The following is a 26796-nucleotide window of genomic DNA, read 5'->3' on the forward strand; positions in this document are numbered from 1 at the left end:
GTTAATGTTTGCTAAAAAAATAGAAGAGGTAGGAAATCCTATAGTATATATTTTTATAACTTTGGCGCTTAGTTGTATTTCTTATGGGATATATGAAAAGTTTACGGGACTCACAATATTTATTGTGGGTTTCTTTTTTATTTCTATGATTTATTATTGTGGAATTAGTTTTGGCGGTATTATGATTGTATTCTTTACAATAGGAATTATAATAAATTACTCATATTATAAAATTCCAAGTAAAATTGATGGAGAAGTAAGAATAGTAAAAGTAACTAATTATGAAATAATAGGGGCATATGAAGGAAAAAATATTTCATTAAAAATTGATCGAAGTGATTTATATGTAGGAGATAAATATAGGGCTAAAGGTAATTTAAAAAATGTACAGGACAAAAGTAACGGTATAGTAGGTGAGCTAGAAGCAAAAGAATTTTTTAAAGTTCAGGGAGATTGGATAAGTAATCTTTATGAATTTAAAAGAAATATGTATAAACGTTTAGAAGAAAATATAGGTAGAAGGAAAGCAGGACTGCTATCATCAATTGCATTTGGTTATTCTGATAACCTGGATTTTGAAGATAAAGAAGATATGAAAAATTTCGGTATTATACATAGTATTAGTGTTTCAGGGTTACATGTAGCTATAGTATATGGATTTCTGAGAATATTTGTAGGAGGTAAATTAGGTCTTTTCGCTACAATGATTTATGTGGTATTTTCAGGTTATAATTACTCAAGTATAAGAGCTTTTGTAATGCTAGCATGCTTAGAAGGAGGACATATTCTAAAAAGAAATAATAGTTCGATTTCAGCTTTATGTCTTTCTGGACTTATTTTAATTATATATCAACCTTTTAGTATTTTTAATATATCATTTCATTTAACTTATTTAGCTACGCTTGGAATAATATTATTTAATAAGAAATTAATAAATTATTTATACAAACTACCTATAAAATTAAGAGATTCCTTAAGCTTAACTTTTAGCGCTCAAATTTTTACTGTTCCATATTTGATTTTAATATTTAAAGATTTTTCACCAAATTTTATTGTTGGCAACTTGCTCTTAGTACCATTGGTAGATTTAATGGTTATTACAGGAAACATATTACCACTTGCCTATGTTTTTCCTTGGCTGTTTGATCTTTGCAGCTACATAAATTTAAAAATAATAAAAATGTTCGATTGGATGTTGGATATTATTGATAAATTTTCTTTACCAATGTTCTATGGAAATGAATATGTAGTTTTTTTCTATTTATTCTTGCTATTAAGTTTTTATTTTGTGAAAAAAGGATATAAAAAGTTTATTTATCTTCCCATTATATCTATATTTATTATAGCAGTTCAAATATATAGTCCTATTCCTAATATAAGATATTATAGAGAAGGTGCAATTTTAATAACTTACAAAGGAGAAAGAGTACTTGTTACTAATAAAAGTGGTATTGATATAAAAAGGCTTTCAGAAGCTGCAATGGCAGGAAAAACTTATAAAAACGCTAAAATCGCTCAGATAAAAGGAGTTGGAAATATAAAATTACAGGATAAAGATTATTTGTTGGAAACTTTAAAAGAAAAATATCTATTAAAAGTTTCTCCTAGCAAAAATCAAACAAAAGAATATGATATAATAAATTTTAAAGATGGATTTACAAATAAAATATTTATAATAAATGGTGAAGTAATAAGTTTTTGTTGTGGAGAGGATTTTAAAATTGATTAATTATGAAGTTTATGAACAAGAAATTGAAAAAGGCAAAATACATAACGGATACGTATTTTGTGGTTTAGATGAAGAACTTATTAAAGATGGAGTAAATTTAATTGTAAAAAGAGAAATATCAGAAGATTTAAAAGATCTTAATTTAATAAGAATCGATGGAATAAATACTACATTTGAAGATATTATGAATGCATGTGAAACAATGCCTTTTATGGGAGATAAAAAAGTAGTTATAGTTTATAGAGCCAATTTTCTTCAGGAGAAAAGCGACTCAACTGGTACTAAAATATATAATGAAATGAAAGAATATATATCAAATTTACCACCATATACTATTTTAATAATGTATTATTTATTAAGCGACAAAAGAGATAGACCCAATAAAAATAGAAAACTTACAACTGTTGGAAAGCATTTATCCGTAGTTCATTGTGATAAGTTAAAAAAGGATAAATATTTAAAAAAGGTTTCAGAAATATTCAAAGAAAAAGGTAAGCAAATTGGGAAAGTGGAATTGACATATTTTTGTGATAAAGTTCAAAATAACTTTGATATTATAAAAAGAGAAGCAGATAAGCTTATTTCATATTGTGAAGGAAGAGAAATAAAAAAAGATGACATTAATTTGCTTATTATGAACTCTAATGAAGAAGATATTTTTGATTTAGTAGAATTAATAGCTCAGAAAAAAGTTGATAAGGCAATAGACATAATGAAAGAAATTTTATATAAATCAGATCAGCATATGCTTATAATAAGTGCAATTGAAAAACATTTTTTCAGATTATATGAAATAAAACTTAAGGTTGCTAAAGGGAAGAGATTAGAGGAGCTTGTAGCAGATTATAAACTTCCACAATTTGTTTGCGAAAAATTAGTATCTCAAGCCAGTAGATTTAATGAAAAACAGCTATCGGAGTTAGTTAAGCTATGTGTTAAGGCAGAAACAAAATTAAAATCCACAGGTATAGATAAAACAATGGAAATGGAATTTTTGCTTATTAACACCTTAACGGTTAAATAGTTAAGAAGCATGAGTTAATTATTAAGTAACATGTTACTTAATAAATTGAATAAAATAGGAAAAAAATAACCCATCTATTCATATAGATGGGTTTTTTCAAAACTAAGCCATAGCGTTTAATCTAGCAGCTAATCTTGATTTCTTTCTAGCAGCCATATTCTTATGAATTACTCCCTTAGTTACAGCCATATCTAGTGACTTAGCAACTGGTGTAAATAAAGCTTTAGCTTCTTCATTATTCTTAGCTTCTACAGCAGCTTCAAATTTCTTTATTGCAGTCTTTAAAGCAGATTTGATCATTCTGTTCTTTAAAGTCTTAGTTTCAGTAACTTTGATTCTCTTTTTTGCTGATTTAATATTTGCCATTCTTAATTCACCCCCTTAAATTTTTATAGGGTCTCTGCAGTTTTTGGGGAAATCTGCGTACGAGTTCATATTCAACAAACCTTATTATAGCATCAGAAGTTATGTAATTCAAGTATTAAATTCAAAGAAAAAGGAAAAATAAGACTGAATAAATATATGTGGAGGTTTTTGTATGATAAATATTAGAACAGATCTAGTGCTAGAAGCAAGAGAAATTTATAATGAAAATCACAAGAATGAACCAGACATAGACGGGATTGAAGTATTAGAAGAAAAGGAAAAGGATATTAATGTAACTACTATAAAAGTTAAAAATGATATGGGTGCTGAAAAAATTGGAAAACCAAAGGGAAATTATATAACTATAGATATGCCTAAATTTACAGCATATGACGGTGAAACTATGGATAGAGTTTCTATTGTTTTAGCAGAAATACTAGAACGTTTAATAAAAATTGATACTAAAAAGACAATATTAGTAGTAGGTCTTGGAAATTGGCAGGTAACTCCGGACGCATTAGGTCCTAAGGTTACAGAAAAAATAATGATAACAAGACATTTGAAAACAGTAATGCCAGAAGCAATTGATGATTCTGTACGACCTGTCTGTAGTATTGAGCCTGGAGTTTTGGGGGTGACTGGTATTGAAACTGTGGAAATAATAAAAGGAGTTGTGGAAAAAATAAGACCTGAATTAGTAATATGCATAGATGCATTGGCATCAAGAAGGGTTGAAAGAGTAAATACAACTATCCAAGTTGGAGATACAGGAATATCGCCAGGAGCTGGAGTGGGTAATAATAGAAAACAAATAAATGAAGAAAATTTAGGGGTAAAGGTTATTGCTATAGGAGTTCCAACAGTTGTTGATGCAGTTACAATTGCTAATGATACGATAGATTTAGTTGTTGATTCTTTAATAAAAAATTCTTCAAGTGGAACAGAGTTTTACAAAATGCTAAAATCCCTTGATAAAAATGAAAAAGAAAATCTTATTAAGGAGGTAACTGGGTCTAAAAATAGTACAGATATGATAGTTACACCAAAGGATATTGATTTAATCATAAATTCATTATCAAAAATAATAGCAAATGGTATAAATATGGCGGTGCAACCTAATATGGATATGGAAGAAATAAATAAATTTATGGGATGATTTTTATAGAAAAATGAAGTGAGAAATTAGAATTTTCGATTTTTTACTTCATTTTTGTTGTCTATTATTAGTCAGTATAATTATGTAAATTTAATAATATACATATATAAGAATCAAAAGGGAGGGACTAACATGTTATATTTAAATAGAGCCATGAAAAAATATACACTAAATAGAAATCAAAGTTATGCACGGAAAACAAGTAAAATAAATAAGACTCATGGAAGTAAAGTCAATAATAATTTTAGAGTAAAGCCTAATATTAATATAAGCATTTTAATACTCATTTTAGTAGTGAGTATATTATTTATACGCTTAGGAAATGTTTTGAAGAATAATAGAGAGAGAGGAGCTTTTGCATATGTACAACTGCTTAATCTGGGCATGCCTATAATAGAATCACAAATTTATGATGAAGGAACATATGTTGAAAATAAACTTTCATTGAAAAATGTATGCATGCAAGTCCTTGGATTAAACAATTTAAGTTACAAAAATATAATAAAAAATGAAATAAGTTTTTTGGGAGATTTAAGATCTGAAGATACTGAATCTACTTTTACTTTTAATCCATTTCAAGTGAGTGAGGAAAGCATTGCCAAAATACCTATAAATAATGAAATTAAAAATACAAAAATATATGATGCTAGTTTAAAAAAGCAGCTAAATAAATCAAAGCCTGAAGTATTAATATATCATAGTCATACAACTGAAAACTACAATGTATCAGTGCAAGAAAGTTCAAATGAAAATACAAATGTGGTTGGAGTGGGAGACGTGCTTGCTGATGAGCTTGAAAACAATTATGGAATTTCAGTCATACATGATAAAACTGATCACTGTATTTCTTATAATGATAGCTATACTAGATCAGGAGAAACTGTTGATAAGTATTTAAAAAAATATGGAGATTTTAAAATGATTATAGATTTGCATAGAGATTCAGTAGAAGATAAAGCATTAACAACTACAGATATTTATGGAATGAGTGCAGCAAAAGTAATGTTTGTAAATGCAAAGAATAGTACAAGGTATGAAAAAAATAAAGCTCTTACTGAAAAGGTGTTTTCAAAAACCTCAGAATTATTTCCAAGCCTACCTATAAAAATATTAACTTATAATAGAGGTAAAAATGCATTTAACCAAAGCAAAAGTGATGGATGTATGCTTTTTGAAATAGGCTCACATACAAATACTCCAGAAGAATGTAAGGTAACAGCACTTTGTATGGCAAGAGTAATGGCGGAAATTATTAATAAAAATCAATAATTAATGGGGAGTAAATCAGTCAAAAGTTAAGATTTTACAATTAGGAATTGAAGATGAAAAGCCTGCGGGCTTTTCTAAAATAGATTTAGAGATAGCTTTATGTTTATTTTCGTTTAGATTAAATTATAAACTAATTAAGAATTGTTGCTTTAAATAAAATTCAATAAAAATGAATTTTATTTTTTTTTGAAATTTTTGTATGAATAAAATTTACATTAATGGGGAAAATTTAGCTAAGAAAAAATAGTATATACTATTTCTATAAAGGATGTTTATTATGAAGAAGTTGGTTAATAGTTACATATTAAAAAAAGTATTACCATCATTTATTATTTTATTTTTAGCTATAAGTGGAATTATTAGAGTGGATATGATTAATACTAAAGCACTATCACCACTTGGAAATACAAATGAGAATTATAAAATTGTAAATGAAAAGTTTGGAGAAGATTTTTCAAAGTTTATCAAAGATAATTCATATTTAAAGATTTATAAGGAACCTGGAAAAGATATATTAGTAAGATTAGGTGATAGTGAATTTAAAATAAGGAATAAGTCTGTTTTTATAGAGAAAATTGAAGAAATATTTGAAGATATAAAAAAAATTATAAACTATGTAATATGAAATAATTAATAATATAAATAATTAAATTTAAGTTTCGTATTGCGGAAAAGTTCAGCATTAAGATAAAGTCGCTCTTTTTAGAAGCGTTTATTTTCTTGTAGCCTTTTTAAATAGATGTATGTTATAATTTAGCTGATTTAATTATAACGGTGGTGAAAAAACCGCCTAAACTTAGTAAAGGTGGTTATGCATATGAAAAGTGAAAGACAAAAACATATCAGAAATTTTTCAATAGTAGCACATATTGATCATGGTAAGTCAACCCTTGCAGATAGATTACTTGAAACCACAGGAACTTTAACAAAAAGGGAAATGGAAGAACAAGTTCTAGATAATATGGAGATAGAAAAAGAAAGAGGAATTACAATAAAGTCCCAAGCAGCGAGACTTGTATATAGAAGAGATAATGGGGAAGAATATATCCTTAATTTAATTGATACTCCAGGGCATGTAGATTTTAATTATGAAGTTTCAAGAAGTTTAGCAGCTTGTGAAGGTGCCATATTAGTTGTTGATGCAACTCAAGGTATTCAAGCTCAAACTTTAGCTAATTGTTATTTGGCATTAGATAATGATTTAGAAATTGCGCCAGTAATAAATAAGATTGATTTGCCATCTGCAAGACCAGACGAGGTAAAAAAAGAGATTGAAGATGTAATAGGAATCGATGCAGAAGAAGCACCAATGATATCAGCTAAAACTGGGCTTAATATAGGTGATGTATTAGAATGTGTTGTTAATACTATTCCTGCTCCAGATGGAGATGAAGAAGCTCCTCTAAAAGCATTGATTTTTGACTCATATTATGACAGCTACAAAGGAGTTGTTTGTATAGTAAGAGTTTTTGATGGAAAAGTAAAGGTTGGAAGCAAAATTAAGCTTATGGCAACAAATAAGGTTTATGATGTAACTGAAGTAGGCGTTTTTACACCTGGAGTTCTTCCAACTGGAGAATTAAGTGCAGGTGATGTTGGCTATATAACAGCATCAATTAAAAATGTTAGAGATGCCAGAGTTGGGGATACCATAACAGAAGCTAGCAGACCTACAGAAAAAGCACTTACTGGATATAAACCAGCTATACCTATGGTTTATTCAGGAATATACCCAGTTGACGGAGCTAAATATGATGAATTAAGGGAAGCTTTAGAAAAATTGCAAATAAATGATGCAGCGCTGAATTTTGAACCAGAAACATCTATTGCTTTAGGATTTGGTTTTAGATGTGGCTTCTTAGGATTATTACATATGGAAATAATTCAAGAAAGAGTGGAAAGAGAGTTTAATCTAGATATAATTACAACTGCGCCGTCTGTTATATATAAAGTAATTAAGACAGATGGAGAGATGTTAGAAATAACCAATCCTACTAATCTTCCACCACTGACTGAAGTTGATTATATGGAAGAACCTGTAGTAAAAGCTTCTATAATTACACCAAAAGATTATGTTGGTGCAGTTATGGAATTATGCCAAGATAGAAGAGGAACATATATTGATATGCAGTATATAGAGGAAACAAGAGCTGTTGTAAATTATGATATTCCTCTAAATGAAATAATATATGATTTTTTTGATACTTTAAAATCTAGAACTAAGGGATATGCATCTTTAGACTATGAATTTAAAGGCTATACTAGAACCAAGCTTGTTAAGCTTGATATACTATTAAATGGCGATATGGTTGATGCGCTGTCAATGATAGTACCAGAGGAAAGAGCATATCATAAAGGAAGAGGAATTACCGAAAAATTAAAAGAAGTAATTCCAAGACAAATGTTTGAAGTTCCCATTCAAGCAGCAATTGGATCAAAGATTATCGCAAGGGAAACTGTAAAAGCTATGAGAAAAGACGTATTAGCTAAATGTTATGGTGGAGATATTTCAAGAAAGAAGAAGTTACTTGAAAAGCAAAAAGAAGGAAAGAAGAGAATGAGACAGGTTGGATCTGTTGAAGTTCCACAAGAAGCATTCATGTCAATTTTAAAAGTAGATTAATTATTAATTAATATGGAATAAAAGTGTATTATTTTTAAGGAATTATTTGTATAATATTAATTAATATTATACAAATAATTTATAAGGAAATTTGGGAGGGGTTTAGATGTTTTTAAATGAATTAAGTAAAAGTGAAGGAATTGCATTTATGCAATTAGTAAAAATTCTAGCAAACTCAGATAATGTTTTTGCTAAAGAAGAACAAACTCTTTATGATGATTATCTTGAAGAATTAAATTTAAAAGAAAATGAAATATTCGCAGTTCATCCAGATTCTATATATGAAAGTTTAAAAGATTCCTCTGAAAGAAACAAAAATATCATTTATTTTGAATTAATAGGACTTGCTCTTATTGATGGAGAATATGAAGAAAAAGAAGTTGATTTTCTTGAAGAAGTTGGGGAAAAATTGGAAATAAAGCGTAATAAACGAATATCATTTGCTAATTATTTTCATAACTTTGTAGATGTATATAGCTTTTCAGTGGTGGATGCAGAAAGTAAAATCAGTTTATTAAAAGAACAAGCAGAAAAATTATTAGCATAATAATCAATAAGCTAAAAAATGCAGCAAAAATACTTGCAGTGATGTTTAATCATTTCTGCAAGTATTTTTTGCCATATATTATAAGTTTTGTACAGGAGGATTATAAATGAAAGAGATCTCTTTATATATACATATTCCATTTTGCAAACAAAAATGCCTTTATTGTGATTTTCCATCATATGCAGGTAAAGAAAGATTTATGGATGAATATATAGAAGCATTGAATAAAGAAATATTAGATAAAGCTGATCAGTATATTATAAAAAGCATATTTATTGGAGGTGGTACTCCTTCCTATTTAAAAGATTCAAGTTTATTAAGTTTATTGATAACTTTAAATAAATTAAATTTGAAAGAGAATTTAGAATTTACTATAGAATGTAATCCAGGAACATTAAGCAGGGAAAAACTAGAGATAATGAAAAGTAATAATATAAATAGAATCAGCATGGGATTGCAATCTACTAAAAATTCTATTTTAAAAGAAATCGGAAGAATACATAGTTATGAAGAATTTAAAAATAATTATTTCTTGGCTAGGGAAATTGGCTTTAATAATATAAATGTTGATTTAATGTTTGGATTACCAAAACAAAAATTTAATGATTGGAAGGATTCTTTGGAAGAGATAGTAAAATTAGAACCTGAACATATTTCAGCTTATAGCTTAATAATTGAAGAAGGAACTTTATTTTATAAATTATATGAGAAGGATAAACTTGAATTGCCGGAAGAAAATCAAGAAAGAGAAATGTATTTATATACAAAGCAAATTTTGAATAGATATGGGTACCATCAATATGAAATATCAAATTTTTCAAAGCATGGAAAAGAATGCTTTCATAATAAAGTTTATTGGAAATGTAATGAGTATTTAGGATTAGGAGTAGCAGCAAGTTCTTTTATTGATAATAAGAGAATTAAGAATATAGATGATATTCAAGCATATATAATGAAAATAAATAATAATGAAAGTGTAGTTGAAGAAATACATGTAAATGATATCGAGGATGACATGGAGGAATTTATGTTTATGGGACTTAGAATGATTGAAGGTATAAGCATAAACGAATTTAGAAATAGGTTTAATAAGAATATTTATGAAGTTTACAGAGATTCAATTGAAAAAAATATAAAAAAGGAATTATTGATTTGCAATTCGGAAAGACTATTTTTAAGTGAAAAGGGAATTGAAATTTCTAATTATGTTATGAGTGACTTTATATTTTCATAATTAATTTGTAATATATATGCAGAAATTAAAGTTTTGTATTTATATTATCTTAGGTTGATTATACGCACAAATTTATAGATATATAGTTGTCATTGTAACACATGCGCATTATTGTGATTTGAATGAATACTAAAGAAAAAGCGAGAAAATAGGAGATATAAAGATATAAATTCAAAAAATCAAATTATTAATAAGTATATCTATCTAAAATAAAAATAAATAGAATTGACAAAAAACATCATAAATAATATATTAAAGACATAGTCATTAGCACTCGATGTTAATGAGTGCTAACAAAAAGAGGTGAAGTTATGAGTATTGATGAAAGAAAGATTAGGATACTTCAAGCTATTATCAATGACTATATTCGTACAGGAGACCCTGTAGGATCAAGAACAATTGCTAAAAACTATGATTTGGGTATAGGTTCTGCGACTATAAGAAATGAAATGGCTGATCTTGAAGATATGGGATACTTAGAACAACCTCACGCTTCTGCAGGCAGAATTCCTTCTAGCAAGGGCTACAGATTGTATGTTGATAAACTCATGGATAATCAAAGATTAACTGTTGAAGAAAATTTGAGAATTAAGCAATATATAATTGATTCTGCAATGCTTGAAGTAGATAAAATAGTAAAACAAACAAGTGCTTTATTATCAGAACTTACAAAATTAACCTGTGTAATTGAATCTCCATCAGTTAGAAAAAGCTTTGTCAAATCAATACAGCTTATTAAAGTAGATGATTTTAATTTAGTGTCAGTTTTTCTTACGGATACTGGACTAATAAAAAATCACATAATGAAATTGAATAATGGAGTTCCACCAGTTGAAACCTTAATGCGTATAAATCAAGTTATTAACAGTAGATTAGTAAATCTTTCTATAGAAGAAATTAATTTAGAAGTAATTAATAACTTAAAAAGAGATTTGGGTGAATATGAGGAAATATTTAGTGCGTTATTGCCTATTTTATATGAAACATTAAATGCATCTGAGAAAGCAGAAGTATTTATGGAGGGAACAACCAATATATTCAATTATTCAGAGTACAATGATATTGATAAGGCTAAAGAAATACTGTCACTTTTCAATGATAAAGAATCATTATTGGAATTATTTAATCCAAAGGACAATATTACAATTAGTATAGGTGATGAAAATTATAAAGAACAAGCTAAGGATTGCAGCATAATATCAGCAGAATATTCTTTTGGAGATAGACCAATAGGAAAAATTGGATTAATAGGACCTAGAAGGATTAATTATTCAAAAGTAATAGCAATCATGTCAGAAGTTATAAAAGAGCTTAATGCTATATTAAGTAATCAAAAAATATAATAGATAGATTGAAAGAGAAGAGGTGTATGTTTTAGTGATGGAAGAAAAAAAAGATGTAAACAATGAAGAACTGAACAATGCAGAGGTTAAGGAAGAAGCAGTTAATGAAAATGAAGCTGTAAATAATGAAGAATTAAAAGAAGAAAATGTTAGTGAAGTTCGTGAAGAAGGGTCTGAAGTAGAAGAAAATTCAGATGATAGTGAATTAAATATAGTAAAAACTTTAAAAGAAGAAAATGAAAAATTAAAAGAAGAATTAGATGGGACAAAAGACAGATTATTAAGATTGACAGCTGAATATGATAACTACAGAAAGAGAACTATAAAAGAAAAAGAAGGAATATACAGTGATGCTTATGTAGATGTATTGAAGGAAATTATTCCAATCATTGATAATTTAGAAAGAGCTATATCAGCAGATGGAAGCATAGAGGATCTTAAAAAAGGAATTGAAATGACAATGAAAGGCTGCCAAGATTCATTTGCAAAACTTGGTGTTCAAGAAATAGACACTACAGGAGAGTTTGATCCAAATCTTCATAATGCAGTAATGCATATAGAAGATGAAAACTTAGGGAATAATGTTATAGCAGAAGTATTTCAAAAAGGATACAAAAAAGATGATAAGATAATAAGACATTCAATGGTTAAGGTAGCAAATTAATAAATTAAAAAAACTTATTAAGAAATTAATTAATAATATATAAAACTTAAAATGCAAGATTCAAATTAAAATAAACTAAATAAAGTTTTAGGAGGAATAAAAAAATGGCAAAAATTATAGGAATTGATTTAGGAACTACAAATTCATGTGTAGCAGTTATGGAAGGTGGAGAACCAACAGTTATAGCTAATTCAGAAGGTGCAAGAACTACTCCTTCAGTTGTATCATTCCAAGCAAATGGAGAAAGATTAGTAGGGCAAGTAGCTAAAAGACAAGCGATTACTAATCCAGATAAAACAGTTATTTCAATAAAAAGACATATGGGTACAGCTCATAAAGTTGACATAGATGGAAAACAATATTCACCACAAGAAATTTCAGCTATGGTACTTCAAAAGATTAAAGCTGATGCTGAAGCTTATTTAGGTGAAACAGTAACTCAAGCAGTTATTACTGTACCAGCTTACTTCAATGACAGTCAAAGACAAGCAACTAAGGATGCAGGAAAGATTGCAGGACTTGAAGTATTAAGAATTATAAACGAACCAACAGCAGCATCATTAGCTTATGGTTTAGATAAGATGGATTCAGCGCACAAAATTTTAGTTTATGACTTAGGTGGTGGTACTTTCGACGTATCAATTCTAGACCTTGGAGACGGAGTATTCGAAGTATTATCTACTAATGGTGATACTAAACTAGGTGGAGATGACTTTGATGAAAAAGTTATGCACTACATTGCTGATACATTTAAAGCTGAAAATGGTATAGATTTATTACAAGATAAAATGGCAGTTCAAAGATTAAAAGAAGCAGCTGAAAAAGCTAAAATTGAATTATCATCATCACAACAAACAAACATTAACTTACCATTTATCACAGCTGATGCAACAGGTCCAAAGCATATAGATTTAACATTAACTAGAGCAAAATTCAATGAAATTACTCATGATTTAGTTGAAAGAAGTATTGAACCAATGAAGAAAGCATTAGCAGATGCTAAACTTTCATTAAATGATATTGATAAAATAATCTTAGTTGGTGGATCAACAAGAATTCCAGCTGTACAAGAAGCTGTTAAGAACTTTACAGGTAAAGAACCTTCTAAGGGAGTTAACCCAGATGAATGCGTTGCAGTTGGTGCAGCTATTCAAGCAGGAGTACTTACAGGAGAAGTTAAAGACGTAGTGTTACTAGATGTTACTCCATTAACACTTGGTATTGAAACAGCTGGTGGAATTGCAACTCCATTAATCGAAAGAAATACAACTATTCCAACAAAGAAGAGCCAAGTATTCTCAACTGCAGCAGATAATCAAACTTCAGTTGAAATCAATGTAGTTCAAGGTGAAAGACAAATGGCTATGGACAACAAGTCATTAGGAAGATTCACACTTTCAGGAATAGCTCCAGCTCCAAGAGGAATTCCTCAAATTGAAGTTACATTTGATATAGATGCTAATGGTATTGTTAAAGTATCAGCATTAGATAAAGGAACTGGAAAAGAAGCAAATATTACAATTACAGCTTCAACTAACTTAAGTGATGATGAAGTGGATAAAGCTGTAAAAGAAGCAGAAAAATTTGCTGAAGAAGATAAGAAGAGAAAAGAAAAAGTTGAAGCTTTAAACAACGCTGATCAAACAATCTATCAAATAGAAAAGACATTAAATGAAGTTGGAGATAAAGCTACTGAAGAAGAAAAGAATGCAGTTAAAGCTAAGATTGAAGACCTTAAGAAAGTAAAAGATGGTGATGATGTAGAAGCAATTAAAGCAGCAATTGAAGCAGTAAATCAATCATTCTATCCAATAGCTACTAAGATGTATCAACAAGCTGGAGGAGCAGAAGGTGCAGGATTTGATCCAAATGCTGCAGCTGGTGGAGCAGGAGCTCAAAGTGCACCACATGATGATAATGTTGTAGATGCAGACTTTAAGGTTGATGACGATAAATAAGATAATTTAAGTTGTAATAAACAAGAATTATCAATATAATAGGATAGGGAAGGCAAGAACGTCTTCCCTTTTCTAAAGTATATTTCAGAAAACAATATTGTGTGTTTTCCTTTTATAAATTGCATATTTATGATAGGAGAAGATATTGTTCTTTAGTTATAACTTAGATTATGCTAAATTTTAATTATGAATCGTACATTGCAGTAATTTTACTTTAAACTGTAAATTGTACACTGATAAAGTACTAGGTGGTGAATGAAACAAATGGCAAATAAAGACTATTACGAAGTCCTTGGAGTTCAAAAAGGTGCAAGTGACGACGAAATAAAGAGAGCCTTTAGAAAATTAGCTGTAAAGTATCATCCAGATAAAAATCAAGGAAATGAGGAAGCAGAAGCGAAATTTAAAGAAATAAATGAAGCTTATCAAATTTTATCAGATCCTGAAAAGAGATCAAAATACGATCAATTTGGATCGGCTGCTTTTGATGGAACAGGTGGTTTTAGCGGTTTTGACGGCTTTGACATGGGAGGTTTTGGTGACATTTTTGAATCTTTCTTTGGAGGGGGCGGAAGCTCTAGAAGAAGAAATGGACCTGTAAGAGGAAATGACCTTGAATATACAATTACATTAACTTTTGAAGAAGCTATATTTGGAGTTGAAAAAGAGATATCAGTTACTAGAAGTGAAAATTGTGAACATTGCAGCGGAAGTGGTGCGGAACCTGGAACAAGTTCAAAAACTTGTCCAACTTGTGGAGGTGCAGGTCAGGTAAGAGTTCAAAGACAAACTCCTCTTGGAAGTTTTGTTTCGACTTCAACCTGTGACACATGTAGAGGAACTGGAAAAATAATAGAAAAACCATGTTCTCATTGTAGAGGAAAAGGTAGCGTTAGAAAGACAAGGAATATTAAAGTTAATATTCCAGCTGGTGTTGATACAGGTAATGTAATGCCTCTAAGAGGACAAGGCGAACATGGCTTAAGAGGTGGAAGTCCTGGAGATTTATATGTAAGAATAAATGTAACTCCATCGAAGATATTTACTAGAAAAGGTAACGATGTATATTTAGATACTCATATTTCTATGTCTAAAGCTGCTTTAGGTACGGAGATAACTGTAGCTACAGTAGATGGAAATGTTAAATATACTGTACCTGCTGGAACCCAATCTGGAACTATGTTCAGACTAAAAGGTAAGGGTATTCAAAGAGTTAATTCAAGTGGAAAAGGAGATCAATATGTAAAAGTTATAGTTGATGTTCCAAAGACATTGAATAAAGAACAAAAAGAAGCCTTATATGCATTTATGAAAGCTTCAGGTGAAGAAGTTGATGAAGCTAATGCACCAAAGAAAAAATTATTTGGAAAAAATAAATAATTAAATTATAATGGGAACTATTTTGAGAAAGTCAGTCTTAGAATGGTTCCCATTTATTTATCTAAAAAATATAGTCTATAATTCCGATAACTATAGTATTGTTTTTGAGATTGAGTTATAATAGTTATGATCTAATTTATAAATTCATTTTAAAATAGTAATTCAACTATAAAGAAGTGTATTTGTTACATTAGTAATTATATATTGTTAAACAGAAATAGGAGGAATTGTCTTGAAAAATTTAAAAGAAAAATTATTGGTTGAAATAGAAGAATTCAGGGAACTAGGAAATAAATTTTTGAAAGAAGAAGTTTCTGTAGCAGATTTTAAAAAGGTTTCTGGAGGAATGGGAGTTTATTCAGAACGCAGCAAAAAAGAATTTATGATAAGACTTAGAATACCTTCAGGAATATCTAGTGTAGAACAAATGAATTGGTTGTGTGACATAGCTTATAAATATGAATTAGAAAAATTTCATTTAACAACAAGAGAAGCCGTGCAATATCATAATTTATCAATAGATCAAGTATGTGGAATAATGAAGGATGGAATTGATAATGATATATATTCTAGAGGTGGTGGAGGAAACTATCCAAGAAATGTGGCATTATCACCATTGTCAGGAGTAGATAAAACAGAAGCATTTGATGTAACTCCATATGCTTTGGCTGTAAATAATCACTTTTTAAGCAAAATAACAACATATAAATTACCAAGAAAGCTTAAGGTATCATTTTCAAGCAGTAATGAGGATTTAGGCCATGCAACTGTTGCTGATTTAGGATTTTTAGCAGTTGAAAAAGATAATAAAAAGTATTTTAAGGTTTATATTGGTGGAGGACTTGGAAGAAACCCTAAATTAGGCGTTGAATATGATGAACTTATTGAGGCAAGGGAGGTTTTATATCATGTTGAGGCTATAACCAACTTATTTATAGCTGAAGGAGATTATGAAAATAGAAATAAAGCACGTATAAGATACATAGTTGATAGATTAGGTGAAGATAAGTTTATAGAAGTATATAAAGAACATTTAAAAGCAGTTAAGAATTCAGAAGAATTAGCTTTAGAAGTTGAATTGAAGGAATATACTAAAGAAGGTAAAGAAATTAATATAAAGCATCCTAGGTTGTATGAGCAAAAACAAAAAGGATTGTATAGCGTATATTTTCATCCAATAGGCGGTCAAATTTATGTTGAAGAGTTAAGAAATATTTTAAACAATGTAAAAGAAATAGAAGATTTAGAAATAAGACTTACAATGACAGAAGGTATTTATTTTAGAAATTTAAATGGGGAAGAAGCAAAAAAAGTTTTAGATTTAACACAAGGTCTTGGAGGAGAAACATCTATAGCACAAAGTGTTTCTTGTATTGGAGTTCCAATATGTCAGGTTGGAATTTTAGAAAGTCAAAAGACATTAAATAATATAATTAATTATTTTGATGAAAAAGGTTATAAAAAAGATATATTACCTAAGGTACACATATCAGGATGCGGAAATTCATGTGGTGTTCATGAAATAGTTGGAATTGGACTTACAGGAAAACGTAAGAGAATAAATGATAACGTAGAGGATGCATTTGAACTTCATATAAATGGAGCTTTTGCAATAGGAAAAGCTAGACTTGGTAAAGTTTATGGAGATATACTTGCTTCTGAAGTGCCGGAATTTTTATATGAATTAGCATTGCTTATAGAAAAGAAAAATGTTGATTTTTATGATTTTGTTGAAAATAATGAAAGCGAATTAGTAGAATTTATAGAGAAATATAATAGAGCTTAAATCAGATATTTTAGATATATATGAAAATCCTTCGTGAGAAAACCTACATCACGAAGGATTTCTATTTTAAAGAACTTTCCGTAAATAAAAAATTGCAATATAATTTTTTATATGTATAATTATTATGAATGATAAAGTGAAAATTAGCTTTACAGGGAGTTATAATCTCCAGTTGAAGGTTAAGTTGAACTTATCTAGGGTCGTGCTACTGTTATCTCTGATATAAAGAATACAAATTCTAAACGAATTTGCATAAGTTCGAGAAGCCAAATATAAAATTTGGACTCTCACTTAAAGATAGGAGTGTTATAGTGGCTAGACATCAGATAAAAGATGGAGTGAATAACATGAGAATGAGAAAAAAGCCATGGGCTAGACCTGAGCTTGAAGGTTGTAGATTTTTTGTTATAGAGCCTAAGAAATATAAAGGAAAATGGAAAGAAGCTTTTGGAAATGATAAACCTATATATTTAGAACTTGGATGTGGAAAAGGTACTTTTATAGCAGTACATGGATCAGAAAATCCTAATATAAATTATATAGCTATTGATATTAAAGATGAAGTTCTTGGGTTAGCTAAAAGAAATATTGAAAAAGCATATGAAGAAAAAAATGCTGTATTAGATAATATAAAGCTAATGGCACAAGAAATAGGGCTTATTAATGAAATTTTAGGAGAAGATGATTTAATAAGTAGAATATACATAAATTTTTGTAATCCTTGGCCAAAAGGAAAGCACAAAAAGAGAAGACTGACTCATACAAGACAACTAGAACAATATAAATTGTTTTTAAAAGATGAAGGTGAGATTTATTTTAAAACCGATGATGATGAATTATTTGAAGAATCGCTTGAATACTTTAAAGAAGCTGGTTTAAATATTAAATTTATAACTTATGATCTTCATAACAGTGATTTTGAAGGAAATGTAGAAACAGAACATGAAAAGATGTTTACTGAGCAGGGAATAAAAACTAAATTTTTAATTGCTGTAAAAGGTTAATATAATTAAAAGTATTAAATGTAAGTTTGTAAAAATATAAAAAATATTAAGTTAGTTAATAATCTATAGTTATAATTGCAGTTAAATGTATATGGAAGTATATATTTAAATAAATCCACTTAGAGAGGATTTCAAACATAATTGTTCATTGTTAACTGTTAACTGATTTAAAGGGAGGATATAATAAATGGACGGAATATGGATAGAAGTTAGTGTAATTACAAAGAGTGAGGCTTTAGAGCCTATATCAGGAATATTTTATGGATTAAATTGCCCAAATGTTGCAATTGAGGATCCTGAGGATTTACTTTCTAGAGAGCAAGGGCCATTAACTTGGGATTTTGCAGATATAAATATATTGGAGCATAAAGGAACAGCAGCTGTAGTTAAGGCGTATTTTTCACAAGATGATAAAGTTGATGAAATTGTTGAATATGTAAAAGAAAAACTTTCAGAACTTAAGGAAATGGGATTTGATATTGGAGAAGGAATAGTAGAAGCTAAAACAATGAACGAGGAAGATTGGGCTAATAATTGGAAACAATATTATAAGCCAGTTAAAATAACAGATAAAATTGTTATTAAACCAATCTGGGAAGAATATGAAAAACAAGATGGAGATTTAATTATAGAATTAGACCCGGGAATGGCATTTGGAACAGGAACACATGAAACTACAAGGATGTGCATTCAAGCTTTGGATAAGTATGTAAAACCTAATACAACTGTATTTGATGTTGGATGTGGTTCTGGTATACTTGCAATTGCTGCTGCAAAACTTGGAGCAAAACATGTTGTTGGAGTAGACTTAGACCCTGTTGCAGTTGATTCTTCTAAAGAAAATATAGGATTTAACGATTTAAATAACATAGAAATACTAGAAGGAAATCTTCTAGATGTAGTAGAAGGAAAAGCAGATATAGTAGTTGCTAATATAATAGCAGAAATCATATGCATTTTAACTGAAGATGTTAAAAAAGCATTAAATGATGGTGGATTATTTATTACTTCTGGAATAATACATGATAGAGTTGATATGGTTACGGAAAAATTTAAGGAATGTGGTTTTGAAGTAATTGAAATAAACAAAGATGGTGAATGGAACTGTATAGTTGCAAAAGTAGTTAAATAGTAAATGAAGAATTAAGCAAAAGTGAATAGTTAATGAAGAAATTCCAGGGAATTTTATAAAATGAATACATGTAAGCAAAACAGATATGCACCTGTGCTGAAATATTGAACTTTTCTAAAAATAAGAGCTTATAATTAAAGAAATCCAGTAAGGGATTTCATCCACAACAGTTAACTTATAACTGTTAACTGAATAAAGGGGAGGTGTTTTATGCATAAATTTTTTACAGAACCTCATAATATTACTGAAACAGAAGGAAAAATTTTAGGTGATGATGTCAAACATATATATAAAGTTTTAAGATTAGCTGAAGGTGAAGAAGTAGTATTAAATAATTGCGAGGGAATAGAGTATTTAGGCGAAATAAAGGCTATAACTAAAAATGAAGTTATAGTTAGTATAATTAAAAAGCTGGATATAAATAATGAAAGCAATGTTAAAGTATATCTGTTTCAAGGACTTCCAAAAGGTCAAAAGATGGATTTAATAGTTCAAAAGGGAACAGAACTTGGAGTGGTTGAATTTATTCCTACAATTACAGCTAGAGTAGATGTAAAGCTTAAAGGAGAATTCAAAAAGCTTGATAGGTTAAATAGAATTGCTTTAGAAGCATCAAAGCAATCAAAAAGAAGTATTGTTCCACAGGTAAAAGAAGTTATTGATTTTGATAAAGCAATAAAACAACTTAAAGAAATGGATTTAGTTATAATCCCTTATGAGAATGCAGAAGATTTTGGTATTAAGAGCCTTACAAAGCGTCTTAAAAATGAAAATAGGGAGTTAAATAATATAAAAAATGTTGGTATTTTAATAGGGCCTGAAGGTGGATTTGAAGAGGAAGAAATTAATTCTTTAAAAAAAGAGGGCTTTTATATTGTAACACTTGGAAATAGAATATTACGAACAGAAACAGCTGGATTTACGGCAACAGCTTTAATTCAGTATGAACTGGGAGACTTAGGAGGAAGCCTATAGTAATGGGAGAAAACCAAATTAAAATAGTTAGAGTAAATAATGAAAAAGTTCAAATTAAAAATATTTCTGACAAAAAAATAAGAAAAGCTACTGAAGGAAAGCTTCTTGTGGCATTTTCAACTCTAGGCTGCAGAGTAAATCATTATGAAACAGAAGCTATGGCTGAAAAATTCATACGAGAAGGCTATGAAGTAACTGATTTTGAAAATTTTGCTGATGTTTATGTTATTAATACTTGTTCAGTAACAAATATGAGTGATAAAAAGTCAAGACAGATAATAAGTAGAGCAAGAAGAACAAATGAAAATGCAATAATTGCTGCAGTTGGTTGTTATTCGCAAGTTTCACCAGAAGAAGTAGCTAAAATAGAAGGTGTAGATGTTGTTCTTGGAACTAGAAATAAGGGTGATATTGTTTATTATGTAAATAAGGCTAAGGATGAGCAAAAGTCACAGTTAATGGTTGGTGAAGTTTTAAAAAATAAAGAATTCGAAGATTTAAATATAGAAGAATATCAAGATAAAACAAGAGCATTTTTAAAGATACAAGATGGATGTAACAGGTTTTGCGCATATTGCTTAATTCCGTATACAAGAGGAACAACTTGCTCTAAAGATCCAGAGAAGGTATTGAATGAAATAAAGAAACTATCAGAACATGGCTTTAAAGAAATAATATTGTCTGGAATCCATACAGCTTCTTATGGAGTTGATTTGGAGGGAAATATAACTTTAATAACTTTATTAGAAGAAATTGAAAAAACGGATGGAATAGAACGAGTGAGAATTGGTTCCATAGAACCAAGTTTCTTTACTGATGAAGTGATTGCAAAAATGAAAAACATGAATAAGCTTTGTCCTCAATTTCACCTATCACTTCAAAGTGGCTGTGATGCTACTTTAAAAAGAATGAATAGAAGATACACTGCTAAAGAATATGAAGAGGCAGTTAATAAGATAAGAGAAAATTTAAAGGATGCTTCAATAACTACTGATGTAATAGTAGGTTTCCCAGGGGAAACAGATGAGGAATTCAATGAGACTTATGAATATTTAAAGAGAATAAAGTTAACCAAAACTCATATATTTAAATTTAGTCCTAGAAAAGGTACTAAAGCAGCAGATATGCCTAATCAAGTAGATGGTGCAATTAAAGAAAACAGAAGTAAAGCATTAATTGAATTAAATGGGAAAAATGAGGGAGACTTTAGTAAATCCTTGGTCGGAAGAGAAATGGATGTTTTAGTTGAGCAGGAAGTTTCTAAAAAGCCAGGGGTGTTTGAAGGTTACACTCGAAATTATGTAAAAGTAGAAATAATTAATGGGAATGAGAATATGATAGGAAAAATAATTCCATGTCATATAAAAGAAGCAAATGGTGATTATGTTGCTGGAAATGCACTATAAATTTTGATATAATATATAGAAAGTGGTAACAAATAATAGTGTTTATTTTGTAAGCTAAAAGTATTGCATATATAATATATGGATTGAATATTTATATATAATTTTTATATATGCTAAGCTTAGTAAACTAAGAAGGAATTCATACATAATAAGACTGTTAATTCTTAACTCTAAACTGTTAACCGCTTTAAGATTGGGGGTGAAAATTGTGGAAGATTGTTTATTTTGTAAAATTGCAAAGGGAGAAATTCCAAGTAAGAAAGTGTATGAAGATGATAAAGTATATGCTTTTTATGATATAAATCCAGAAGCACCCGTCCATTTTTTGGTTATACCTAAAGAACATATCCAAAGTGCTAATAATTTAAATGATAATAATGTTGATGTCATTTCGCATATATTTAAGATTATTAATAAATTAGCAGTAGAACTTAATATTGCAGATAAAGGATATAGAATTATTAATAATTGCGGTGAAGATGGAGGACAGACAGTAAACCATATTCACTTTCATGTACTTGGTGGAAGAAATATGCAATGGCCACCAGGCTAAAATTAAGAAAAATTTAATAGAGAAATCTATTGAGATTTTTTCTTAATTTCTTGACATTGTTTGTTTAAATATTGTATAATATAGCATGTGTTATTAAGCCCATAGCTGAGTTAATATAAGCTAGCGGAGGGAGGGATATTAAATGTCAGAAATTAAAGTTGGAGAAAACGAAACACTTGAAAGTGCGTTAAGAAGATTTAAGAAGAAATGTGCTAGAGCTGGGGTTCTTTCTGAAGTTAGAAAGAGAGAACATTATGAAAAGCCAAGCGTTAAGAAAAAGAAAAAATCAGAAGCTGCTAGAAAGAGAAAGTTCAAATAATGATATTTTCTTTTGAAAGAAGGTACAAATATGTCAGCAATTAAAGATAGATTACAAGATGATTGGAAAGCTGCTTTAAAAGCGAAAGATAAATTCACAGCTAATGTAATTAGTACAGCTAAAGCTGCTCTGTTAATTGTTGAAAAAACAGATAATAGAGTGCTTGAAGAGGATGAAGTAATTAGTATATTAGCTAAAGAAGTCAAACAAAGAAGAGAATCTATTCTTGAGTTTGAAAAAGGTAATAGACAAGATTTAGTAGATCAGTGTAATGCCGAAATAGAAATTTTGTTGAAATACCTTCCTCAGCAGTTAAGTGAAGAAGAAATAAAACAAATAGTAAAAGAATCAGCAGAAGAATTGGGTGCAAATAGCATTAAAGATATGGGTAAAGTTATGTCAGCTGTTAGGCCTAAAGTAGTAGGAAAAGCTGATGGCAAACTTGTAAGTGAAATTGTTAAAGAATATTTAAATAATAAATAGAAAAAGAACTCAAGATTTCTTGAGTTCTTTTTCTATTTAACTTCAAAAGATTATTATAAATATAAATTAATAGAAAGCTAATATATTTAATAATTATGTAAAATCATAATTAAAAGTGCATTAAATAAATGTTAAGTAAAATTAGAAGTTTAATAATTAGGAATTTGATTTGGTAATTTTAATGAATTAAACTTTCATTCCTATCATAAATTAAAATGAAGAAGTTTATGTAGGAGGATAAGATGGAGGGAAAACTTCAAAAAGGTAAAGAAAAAATACTTAATAAATTAGAATTTCCAAAGGATATTTCATTGGATTTACCAAAGATAATAGTTATAGGAAACAGAGAAATTACTATAGAAAATCATAAAGGCATTATATTCTTTGAAACTAATATGGTTAAAATAAATTCTAGAATAGGAGCAATATTAATACAAGGAGCAGAATTTGAGATACTTTTTATAGCTGAGAACAGTATCACTATAAGTGGAATTTTTAAAGGTATCTCTTATGAAAGGTAAAATAATATGTTTAATAAAAGGAAATTAGGCAAAGTAACCATAGAAGTAAGTTCATTAATGCCAGAAAAGATATTAAATGCACTTTGGGATAAGGAAATTTATACTTGTAATGTTGTAAAAGTTGATATGGCAACAATCAGGTTTGCTATATATATATATGATTATAAAAAAGTTGAAGAAATAATAAAAAAAAATAAAGGGAAAGTGATAATAGTCAATACAAGTGGTATAATAGTGCTAATTATGAAAATGAAAAGAAAAATTTCTTTAGTTATTGGTGCTTTTATATTTTTTTTAGTTATATATTTTTTATCTAATTATATATGGGCTGTAGATATACAAACACAAAAGAATTTATCTCCCTTTGAGATAAGACAGCAACTTTCAAATATCGGAATAAAACCAGGGTTAAAGAAATCTAAAATAAATGTAAGAGAATTAGAAAAACAAATGGAAAATTTAAATCCTGAAATAATGTGGATTAGAGTAAGAATAGAAGGGTCTACATTAAAATTATTAGTTAAAGAAAAGGTAAATCCACCATCTATAGAAAAGACATCGTTTAATCAAGTTATAGCTAAAATGGATGGAGAGGTAAAAAGAATATATACCAATTCAGGAAATCCAGCTGTGGTTCCAGGAAGCATTGTAAAGAAAGGTGATAATTTGATATTGCCAATTCAGGGGAGAGATGGATTTCAAATAGAAGTGAAACCAAGTGGAACAGTTATAGCAAATACATTTTATGAAAAATTTATGGAAATTCAAATAAGTGGAGAGAAACTTGAAAGAACAGGAAGAAAAAATAGTGATATTTATTTGAGTTTTTTTGGAAAAAAGTTTTACTTAAAAAAAGCTATAAATGGATTTGCTTATTATGATAAAATAGAAGAAACAAATGGATGTTTTAGGAAAATAACATATTTTGAAAAGACAGGTAAAAGTATAAATTTAGATAGAGAAAGTACAATTAAAGAAGCTAAAGAAAAGCTTCAAGCTTCTTTAAAAAAGACGCTTAGTAATGATGCTAATATTATTGATAGTAAAGTCATAGTTGAAGATGTTAAGGATGGAACTATATTAGTTAAAGTAATATTTACAGTAGAACAAGATATAGCAGAAAATATATCTTAAACATATTTATTAATTGTCAAATGTAAGTATAGTGTCTAATAATTTATTATGGATGAAAAGGTGAATAACATGAATATAAAGAAAAATAATGAAACTAGAAATAGTAGAAGTCAAAGAGTTACATTATTCTTAGTTGTGTTTAGTATAGTTTATTTATTACTTATCACTGCAATTGCTCCAAAGCAATATACTTTAAAAGCAGGTGATATACCTAGGGTAGATATAAAAGCACCAAGAGATATAGTTGATGAAAAAGCCACAAAGGAAAAAGAAGGGCAGGCATTAGAAAAGGTTGGGCAGCAGTATACCTTAAAAACAGAAGTTAAAAAAGCTGCAGAGGATGATGTTAAAGCTTTATTTGATAAATTAATAGATATAGGGAACATGTCTAATTCTTCAACAACTCTAAAAGAAAGTGATAAAATAAATGAATTAAATAAGTTAGCAGGATTTAAATTTACGGAAGATCAAGCTAAAGTTTTGATAACAATTCCTAAAGAAACATTATCAGATTTAGAGATGAAAATTATTGCTATTGTTGATAAAGCGTATGCAAAAAATATAAATGAAAATGATGAAGTAGCTATTAAAAATGAAAGAGATATTGCTGCATCTAAAATAGAAGAATTAAACTTAGATCCAGGAATTACCAATATTTTGAAAACAATTATTTCATCGAAAATAAATCCAAATGTTTTTTATGACAAAGAAAAAACAGAAGAAAAAATACAAGAAGCACAGAAAAATATATCAAAGGTAATTATAAAGCAAAATCAAACCATAGTAAAAGAAGGAGAACCAGTTACACAAAGTCAGATAGATATTTTATCAGAGTTGGGAATGTTAAGTGATCAAAATGAAACAGGAAATTTTTATGTATATTTAGCTTTGGCAGTATTTTTAGCAATGATTCTTTTTCTTCAATATAATTTTATTAAATTAAATTATAAAGTTATATTTGATAACACTGGAAAGCTTATACTAATAAGTGTTATTAATATAATATCATTGTTATTAGCAAGAACTATAGGGATAATTTCTCCTTTTTTGATACCTTTCGCATGTGCACCAATGATGCTTACATTATTTTTTAATTATAAACTAGCTTTTGTAGTAAGTAGTTTAAATATTATTTTAATAGGGGCGTTAAATGGATTTGATATTCAAATAATGATTTTAGGAATTGTTAGCTCTATACTGGGGTCTACTTTACTAAAAAGGATGCAGCAAAGAAATGAGTTGCTATATTCAACGGGTATTATTGCCGTTGTAAGTACAGTATTAACATTATCTACTGGAATATTAATATCAAGTAATTTTATTGATGTACTCATAAAAGGAGCTATTACAATTGCAGGTGGACTTTTATCAGGTATATTCGCATTAGGTATACTTCCATTTTTAGAAGGTGGCTTTAATGAAGTTACTACGTTGAAACTGCTAGAATTATCAAACCCTAATAATCCACTTTTGAAAAAATTACTAATGGAGGCGCCAGGAACATATCACCATAGTATGCTGGTTGCTAATATTGCTGAAATGGCGGCAGAAGAAGTCGGGGCTAATTCGGTAATTACAAGAATAGGAAGTTATTATCATGATGTTGGAAAAACTGAGAGACCTTATTTCTTTGGTGAAAATCAAATGGGAGGAGAAAATCCTCATAGTAATATTCCTCCTAATTTAAGTGCAATGTTAATAAAATCCCATGTAAAGGATGGACTTGAGTTAGCTAAAAAATATAAATTACCACAAATAATTCAGGATATTATAGCTGAGCATCATGGAAAAACATTGGTGAAATATTTTTATTATACTATGAAAAATAATGCAAAATATCCCGATGAAATTAAAGAAGAAGATTATATGTATGAAGGACCTATACCAAGTACAAAAGAAGCAGGTATAGTAATGCTTGCAGATAGTGTTGAAGCTTCTGTAAGGTCAATTAAAGAGCCTAGCAAAGAAAAAATAAATGAAATGGTTAATTGTATAATTAATGATAAATTGTCAACAGGTCAGTTAAATAATTGTAATTTAACATTAAAGGATATAGAAAAAATTAGGTTGTGTTTCTTAAATGCTCTAAATGGAATATATCATCAGAGAATAGAATATCCAAAAGAAAAAATAAAAGATTTAAACTTTGAAAATAAAGAAAATAATGAAACTAAGGAGTAAGTGAAATAA

The 26796-nt window shown here is 28.7% G+C and carries 24 protein-coding genes; 23 read left to right on the forward strand and 1 reads right to left on the reverse strand.

The window, feature by feature from the left end:
- Positions 1 to 4: 4 nt before the first annotated feature.
- Together GXK56_RS05840 and holA are read left to right on the forward strand one after the other, a co-directional pair.
- On the forward strand, positions 5 to 1729 hold the full coding sequence (locus tag GXK56_RS05840) for a ComEC/Rec2 family competence protein (protein WP_160686143.1): 1725 nt from the start codon (positions 5 to 7) through the stop codon (positions 1727 to 1729).
- Positions 1722 to 2753, forward strand: a complete 1032-nt coding sequence (gene holA / locus GXK56_RS05845) for a DNA polymerase III subunit delta (RefSeq protein WP_160686145.1) — start codon at positions 1722 to 1724, stop codon at positions 2751 to 2753. The genes GXK56_RS05840 and holA overlap by 8 nt, the downstream gene beginning before the upstream one ends.
- A 102-nt stretch (positions 2754 to 2855) precedes the next feature.
- Here holA and rpsT read toward each other — a convergent pair whose 3' ends face one another.
- Positions 2856 to 3119, reverse strand: a complete 264-nt coding sequence (gene rpsT, locus GXK56_RS05850; protein ID WP_160686147.1) for a 30S ribosomal protein S20 — start codon at positions 3117 to 3119, stop codon at positions 2856 to 2858.
- Positions 3120 to 3291: 172 nt separating this feature from the next.
- Here rpsT and gpr point away from each other — a divergent pair, with 172 nt between their 5' ends.
- The 21 genes from gpr (at position 3292) to GXK56_RS05955 (ending at position 26787) form a co-directional block, all read left to right on the forward strand.
- Positions 3292 to 4275, forward strand: a complete 984-nt coding sequence (gpr, locus tag GXK56_RS05855; protein WP_160686149.1) for a GPR endopeptidase — start codon at positions 3292 to 3294, stop codon at positions 4273 to 4275.
- Between the two features lie 132 nt (positions 4276 to 4407).
- Positions 4408 to 5544 (forward strand): stage II sporulation protein P, encoded by a 1137-nt coding sequence (locus tag GXK56_RS05860; protein WP_243156028.1) that lies wholly within the window; start codon positions 4408 to 4410, stop codon positions 5542 to 5544.
- Positions 5545 to 5821: 277 nt separating this feature from the next.
- Complete coding sequence (locus tag GXK56_RS05865; protein WP_160686151.1) at positions 5822 to 6169, forward strand: hypothetical protein; 348 nt, start codon at positions 5822 to 5824, stop codon at positions 6167 to 6169.
- A gap of 192 nt (positions 6170 to 6361) precedes the next feature.
- On the forward strand, positions 6362 to 8167 hold the full coding sequence (lepA, locus tag GXK56_RS05870) for a translation elongation factor 4 (protein WP_160686153.1): 1806 nt from the start codon (positions 6362 to 6364) through the stop codon (positions 8165 to 8167).
- A 106-nt stretch (positions 8168 to 8273) separates the two neighbouring features.
- Entirely contained in the window at positions 8274 to 8714 is a 441-nt protein-coding gene (locus GXK56_RS05875; protein ID WP_160686155.1) for a hypothetical protein, read from the forward strand.
- 106 nt (positions 8715 to 8820) lie between these two features.
- A complete protein-coding gene (gene hemW, locus GXK56_RS05880; protein WP_160686157.1) occupies positions 8821 to 9948 on the forward strand; it encodes a radical SAM family heme chaperone HemW in 1128 nt (375 codons plus the stop codon).
- A gap of 311 nt (positions 9949 to 10259) precedes the next feature.
- Positions 10260 to 11291 (forward strand): heat-inducible transcriptional repressor HrcA, encoded by a 1032-nt coding sequence (hrcA, locus tag GXK56_RS05885; RefSeq protein WP_160686159.1) that lies wholly within the window; start codon positions 10260 to 10262, stop codon positions 11289 to 11291.
- Between the two features lie 37 nt (positions 11292 to 11328).
- Positions 11329 to 11955, forward strand: coding sequence for a nucleotide exchange factor GrpE (grpE, locus tag GXK56_RS05890; protein ID WP_160686434.1), 627 nt, complete (start codon positions 11329 to 11331; stop codon positions 11953 to 11955).
- Between the two features lie 104 nt (positions 11956 to 12059).
- Positions 12060 to 13913: a molecular chaperone DnaK gene (gene dnaK / locus GXK56_RS05895; protein ID WP_160686161.1), complete on the forward strand. Its 1854-nt coding sequence runs from the start codon at positions 12060 to 12062 to the stop codon at positions 13911 to 13913.
- A gap of 264 nt (positions 13914 to 14177) precedes the next feature.
- Positions 14178 to 15293, forward strand: a complete 1116-nt coding sequence (dnaJ, locus tag GXK56_RS05900; RefSeq protein ID WP_160686163.1) for a molecular chaperone DnaJ — start codon at positions 14178 to 14180, stop codon at positions 15291 to 15293.
- Between the two features lie 232 nt (positions 15294 to 15525).
- Entirely contained in the window at positions 15526 to 17079 is a 1554-nt protein-coding gene (locus tag GXK56_RS05905; protein ID WP_160686165.1) for a nitrite/sulfite reductase, read from the forward strand.
- A 347-nt stretch (positions 17080 to 17426) separates the two neighbouring features.
- Positions 17427 to 18083 (forward strand): tRNA (guanosine(46)-N7)-methyltransferase TrmB, encoded by a 657-nt coding sequence (trmB, locus tag GXK56_RS05910; protein ID WP_160686436.1) that lies wholly within the window; start codon positions 17427 to 17429, stop codon positions 18081 to 18083.
- Between the two features lie 187 nt (positions 18084 to 18270).
- Positions 18271 to 19215 (forward strand): 50S ribosomal protein L11 methyltransferase, encoded by a 945-nt coding sequence (gene prmA / locus GXK56_RS05915; RefSeq protein ID WP_160686167.1) that lies wholly within the window; start codon positions 18271 to 18273, stop codon positions 19213 to 19215.
- Between the two features lie 210 nt (positions 19216 to 19425).
- On the forward strand, positions 19426 to 20190 hold the full coding sequence (locus tag GXK56_RS05920; protein WP_160686169.1) for an RsmE family RNA methyltransferase: 765 nt from the start codon (positions 19426 to 19428) through the stop codon (positions 20188 to 20190).
- Positions 20191 to 20192: 2 nt separating this feature from the next.
- Positions 20193 to 21596 (forward strand): tRNA (N(6)-L-threonylcarbamoyladenosine(37)-C(2))-methylthiotransferase MtaB, encoded by a 1404-nt coding sequence (gene mtaB, locus GXK56_RS05925; RefSeq protein ID WP_160686171.1) that lies wholly within the window; start codon positions 20193 to 20195, stop codon positions 21594 to 21596.
- A gap of 208 nt (positions 21597 to 21804) precedes the next feature.
- Positions 21805 to 22149, forward strand: coding sequence for a histidine triad nucleotide-binding protein (locus tag GXK56_RS05930; RefSeq protein WP_160686173.1), 345 nt, complete (start codon positions 21805 to 21807; stop codon positions 22147 to 22149).
- Positions 22150 to 22291: 142 nt separating this feature from the next.
- On the forward strand, positions 22292 to 22468 hold the full coding sequence (gene rpsU, locus GXK56_RS05935) for a 30S ribosomal protein S21 (protein ID WP_003371500.1): 177 nt from the start codon (positions 22292 to 22294) through the stop codon (positions 22466 to 22468).
- A 30-nt stretch (positions 22469 to 22498) separates the two neighbouring features.
- Positions 22499 to 22951 (forward strand): GatB/YqeY domain-containing protein, encoded by a 453-nt coding sequence (locus GXK56_RS05940; RefSeq protein WP_160686175.1) that lies wholly within the window; start codon positions 22499 to 22501, stop codon positions 22949 to 22951.
- 242 nt (positions 22952 to 23193) lie between these two features.
- A complete protein-coding gene (gene yqfC / locus GXK56_RS05945) occupies positions 23194 to 23472 on the forward strand; it encodes a sporulation protein YqfC (protein WP_160686177.1) in 279 nt (92 codons plus the stop codon).
- Positions 23473 to 23478: 6 nt separating this feature from the next.
- Positions 23479 to 24606, forward strand: coding sequence for a sporulation protein YqfD (yqfD, locus tag GXK56_RS05950; protein ID WP_160686179.1), 1128 nt, complete (start codon positions 23479 to 23481; stop codon positions 24604 to 24606).
- Between the two features lie 69 nt (positions 24607 to 24675).
- On the forward strand, positions 24676 to 26787 hold the full coding sequence (locus GXK56_RS05955) for an HDIG domain-containing metalloprotein (RefSeq protein ID WP_160686181.1): 2112 nt from the start codon (positions 24676 to 24678) through the stop codon (positions 26785 to 26787).
- Positions 26788 to 26796: the final 9 nt, after the last annotated feature.

It is taken from the genome of Clostridium sp. C2-6-12, from assembly GCF_009928485.1.
Taxonomy (GTDB): Bacteria; Bacillota; Clostridia; order Clostridiales; family Clostridiaceae; genus Clostridium.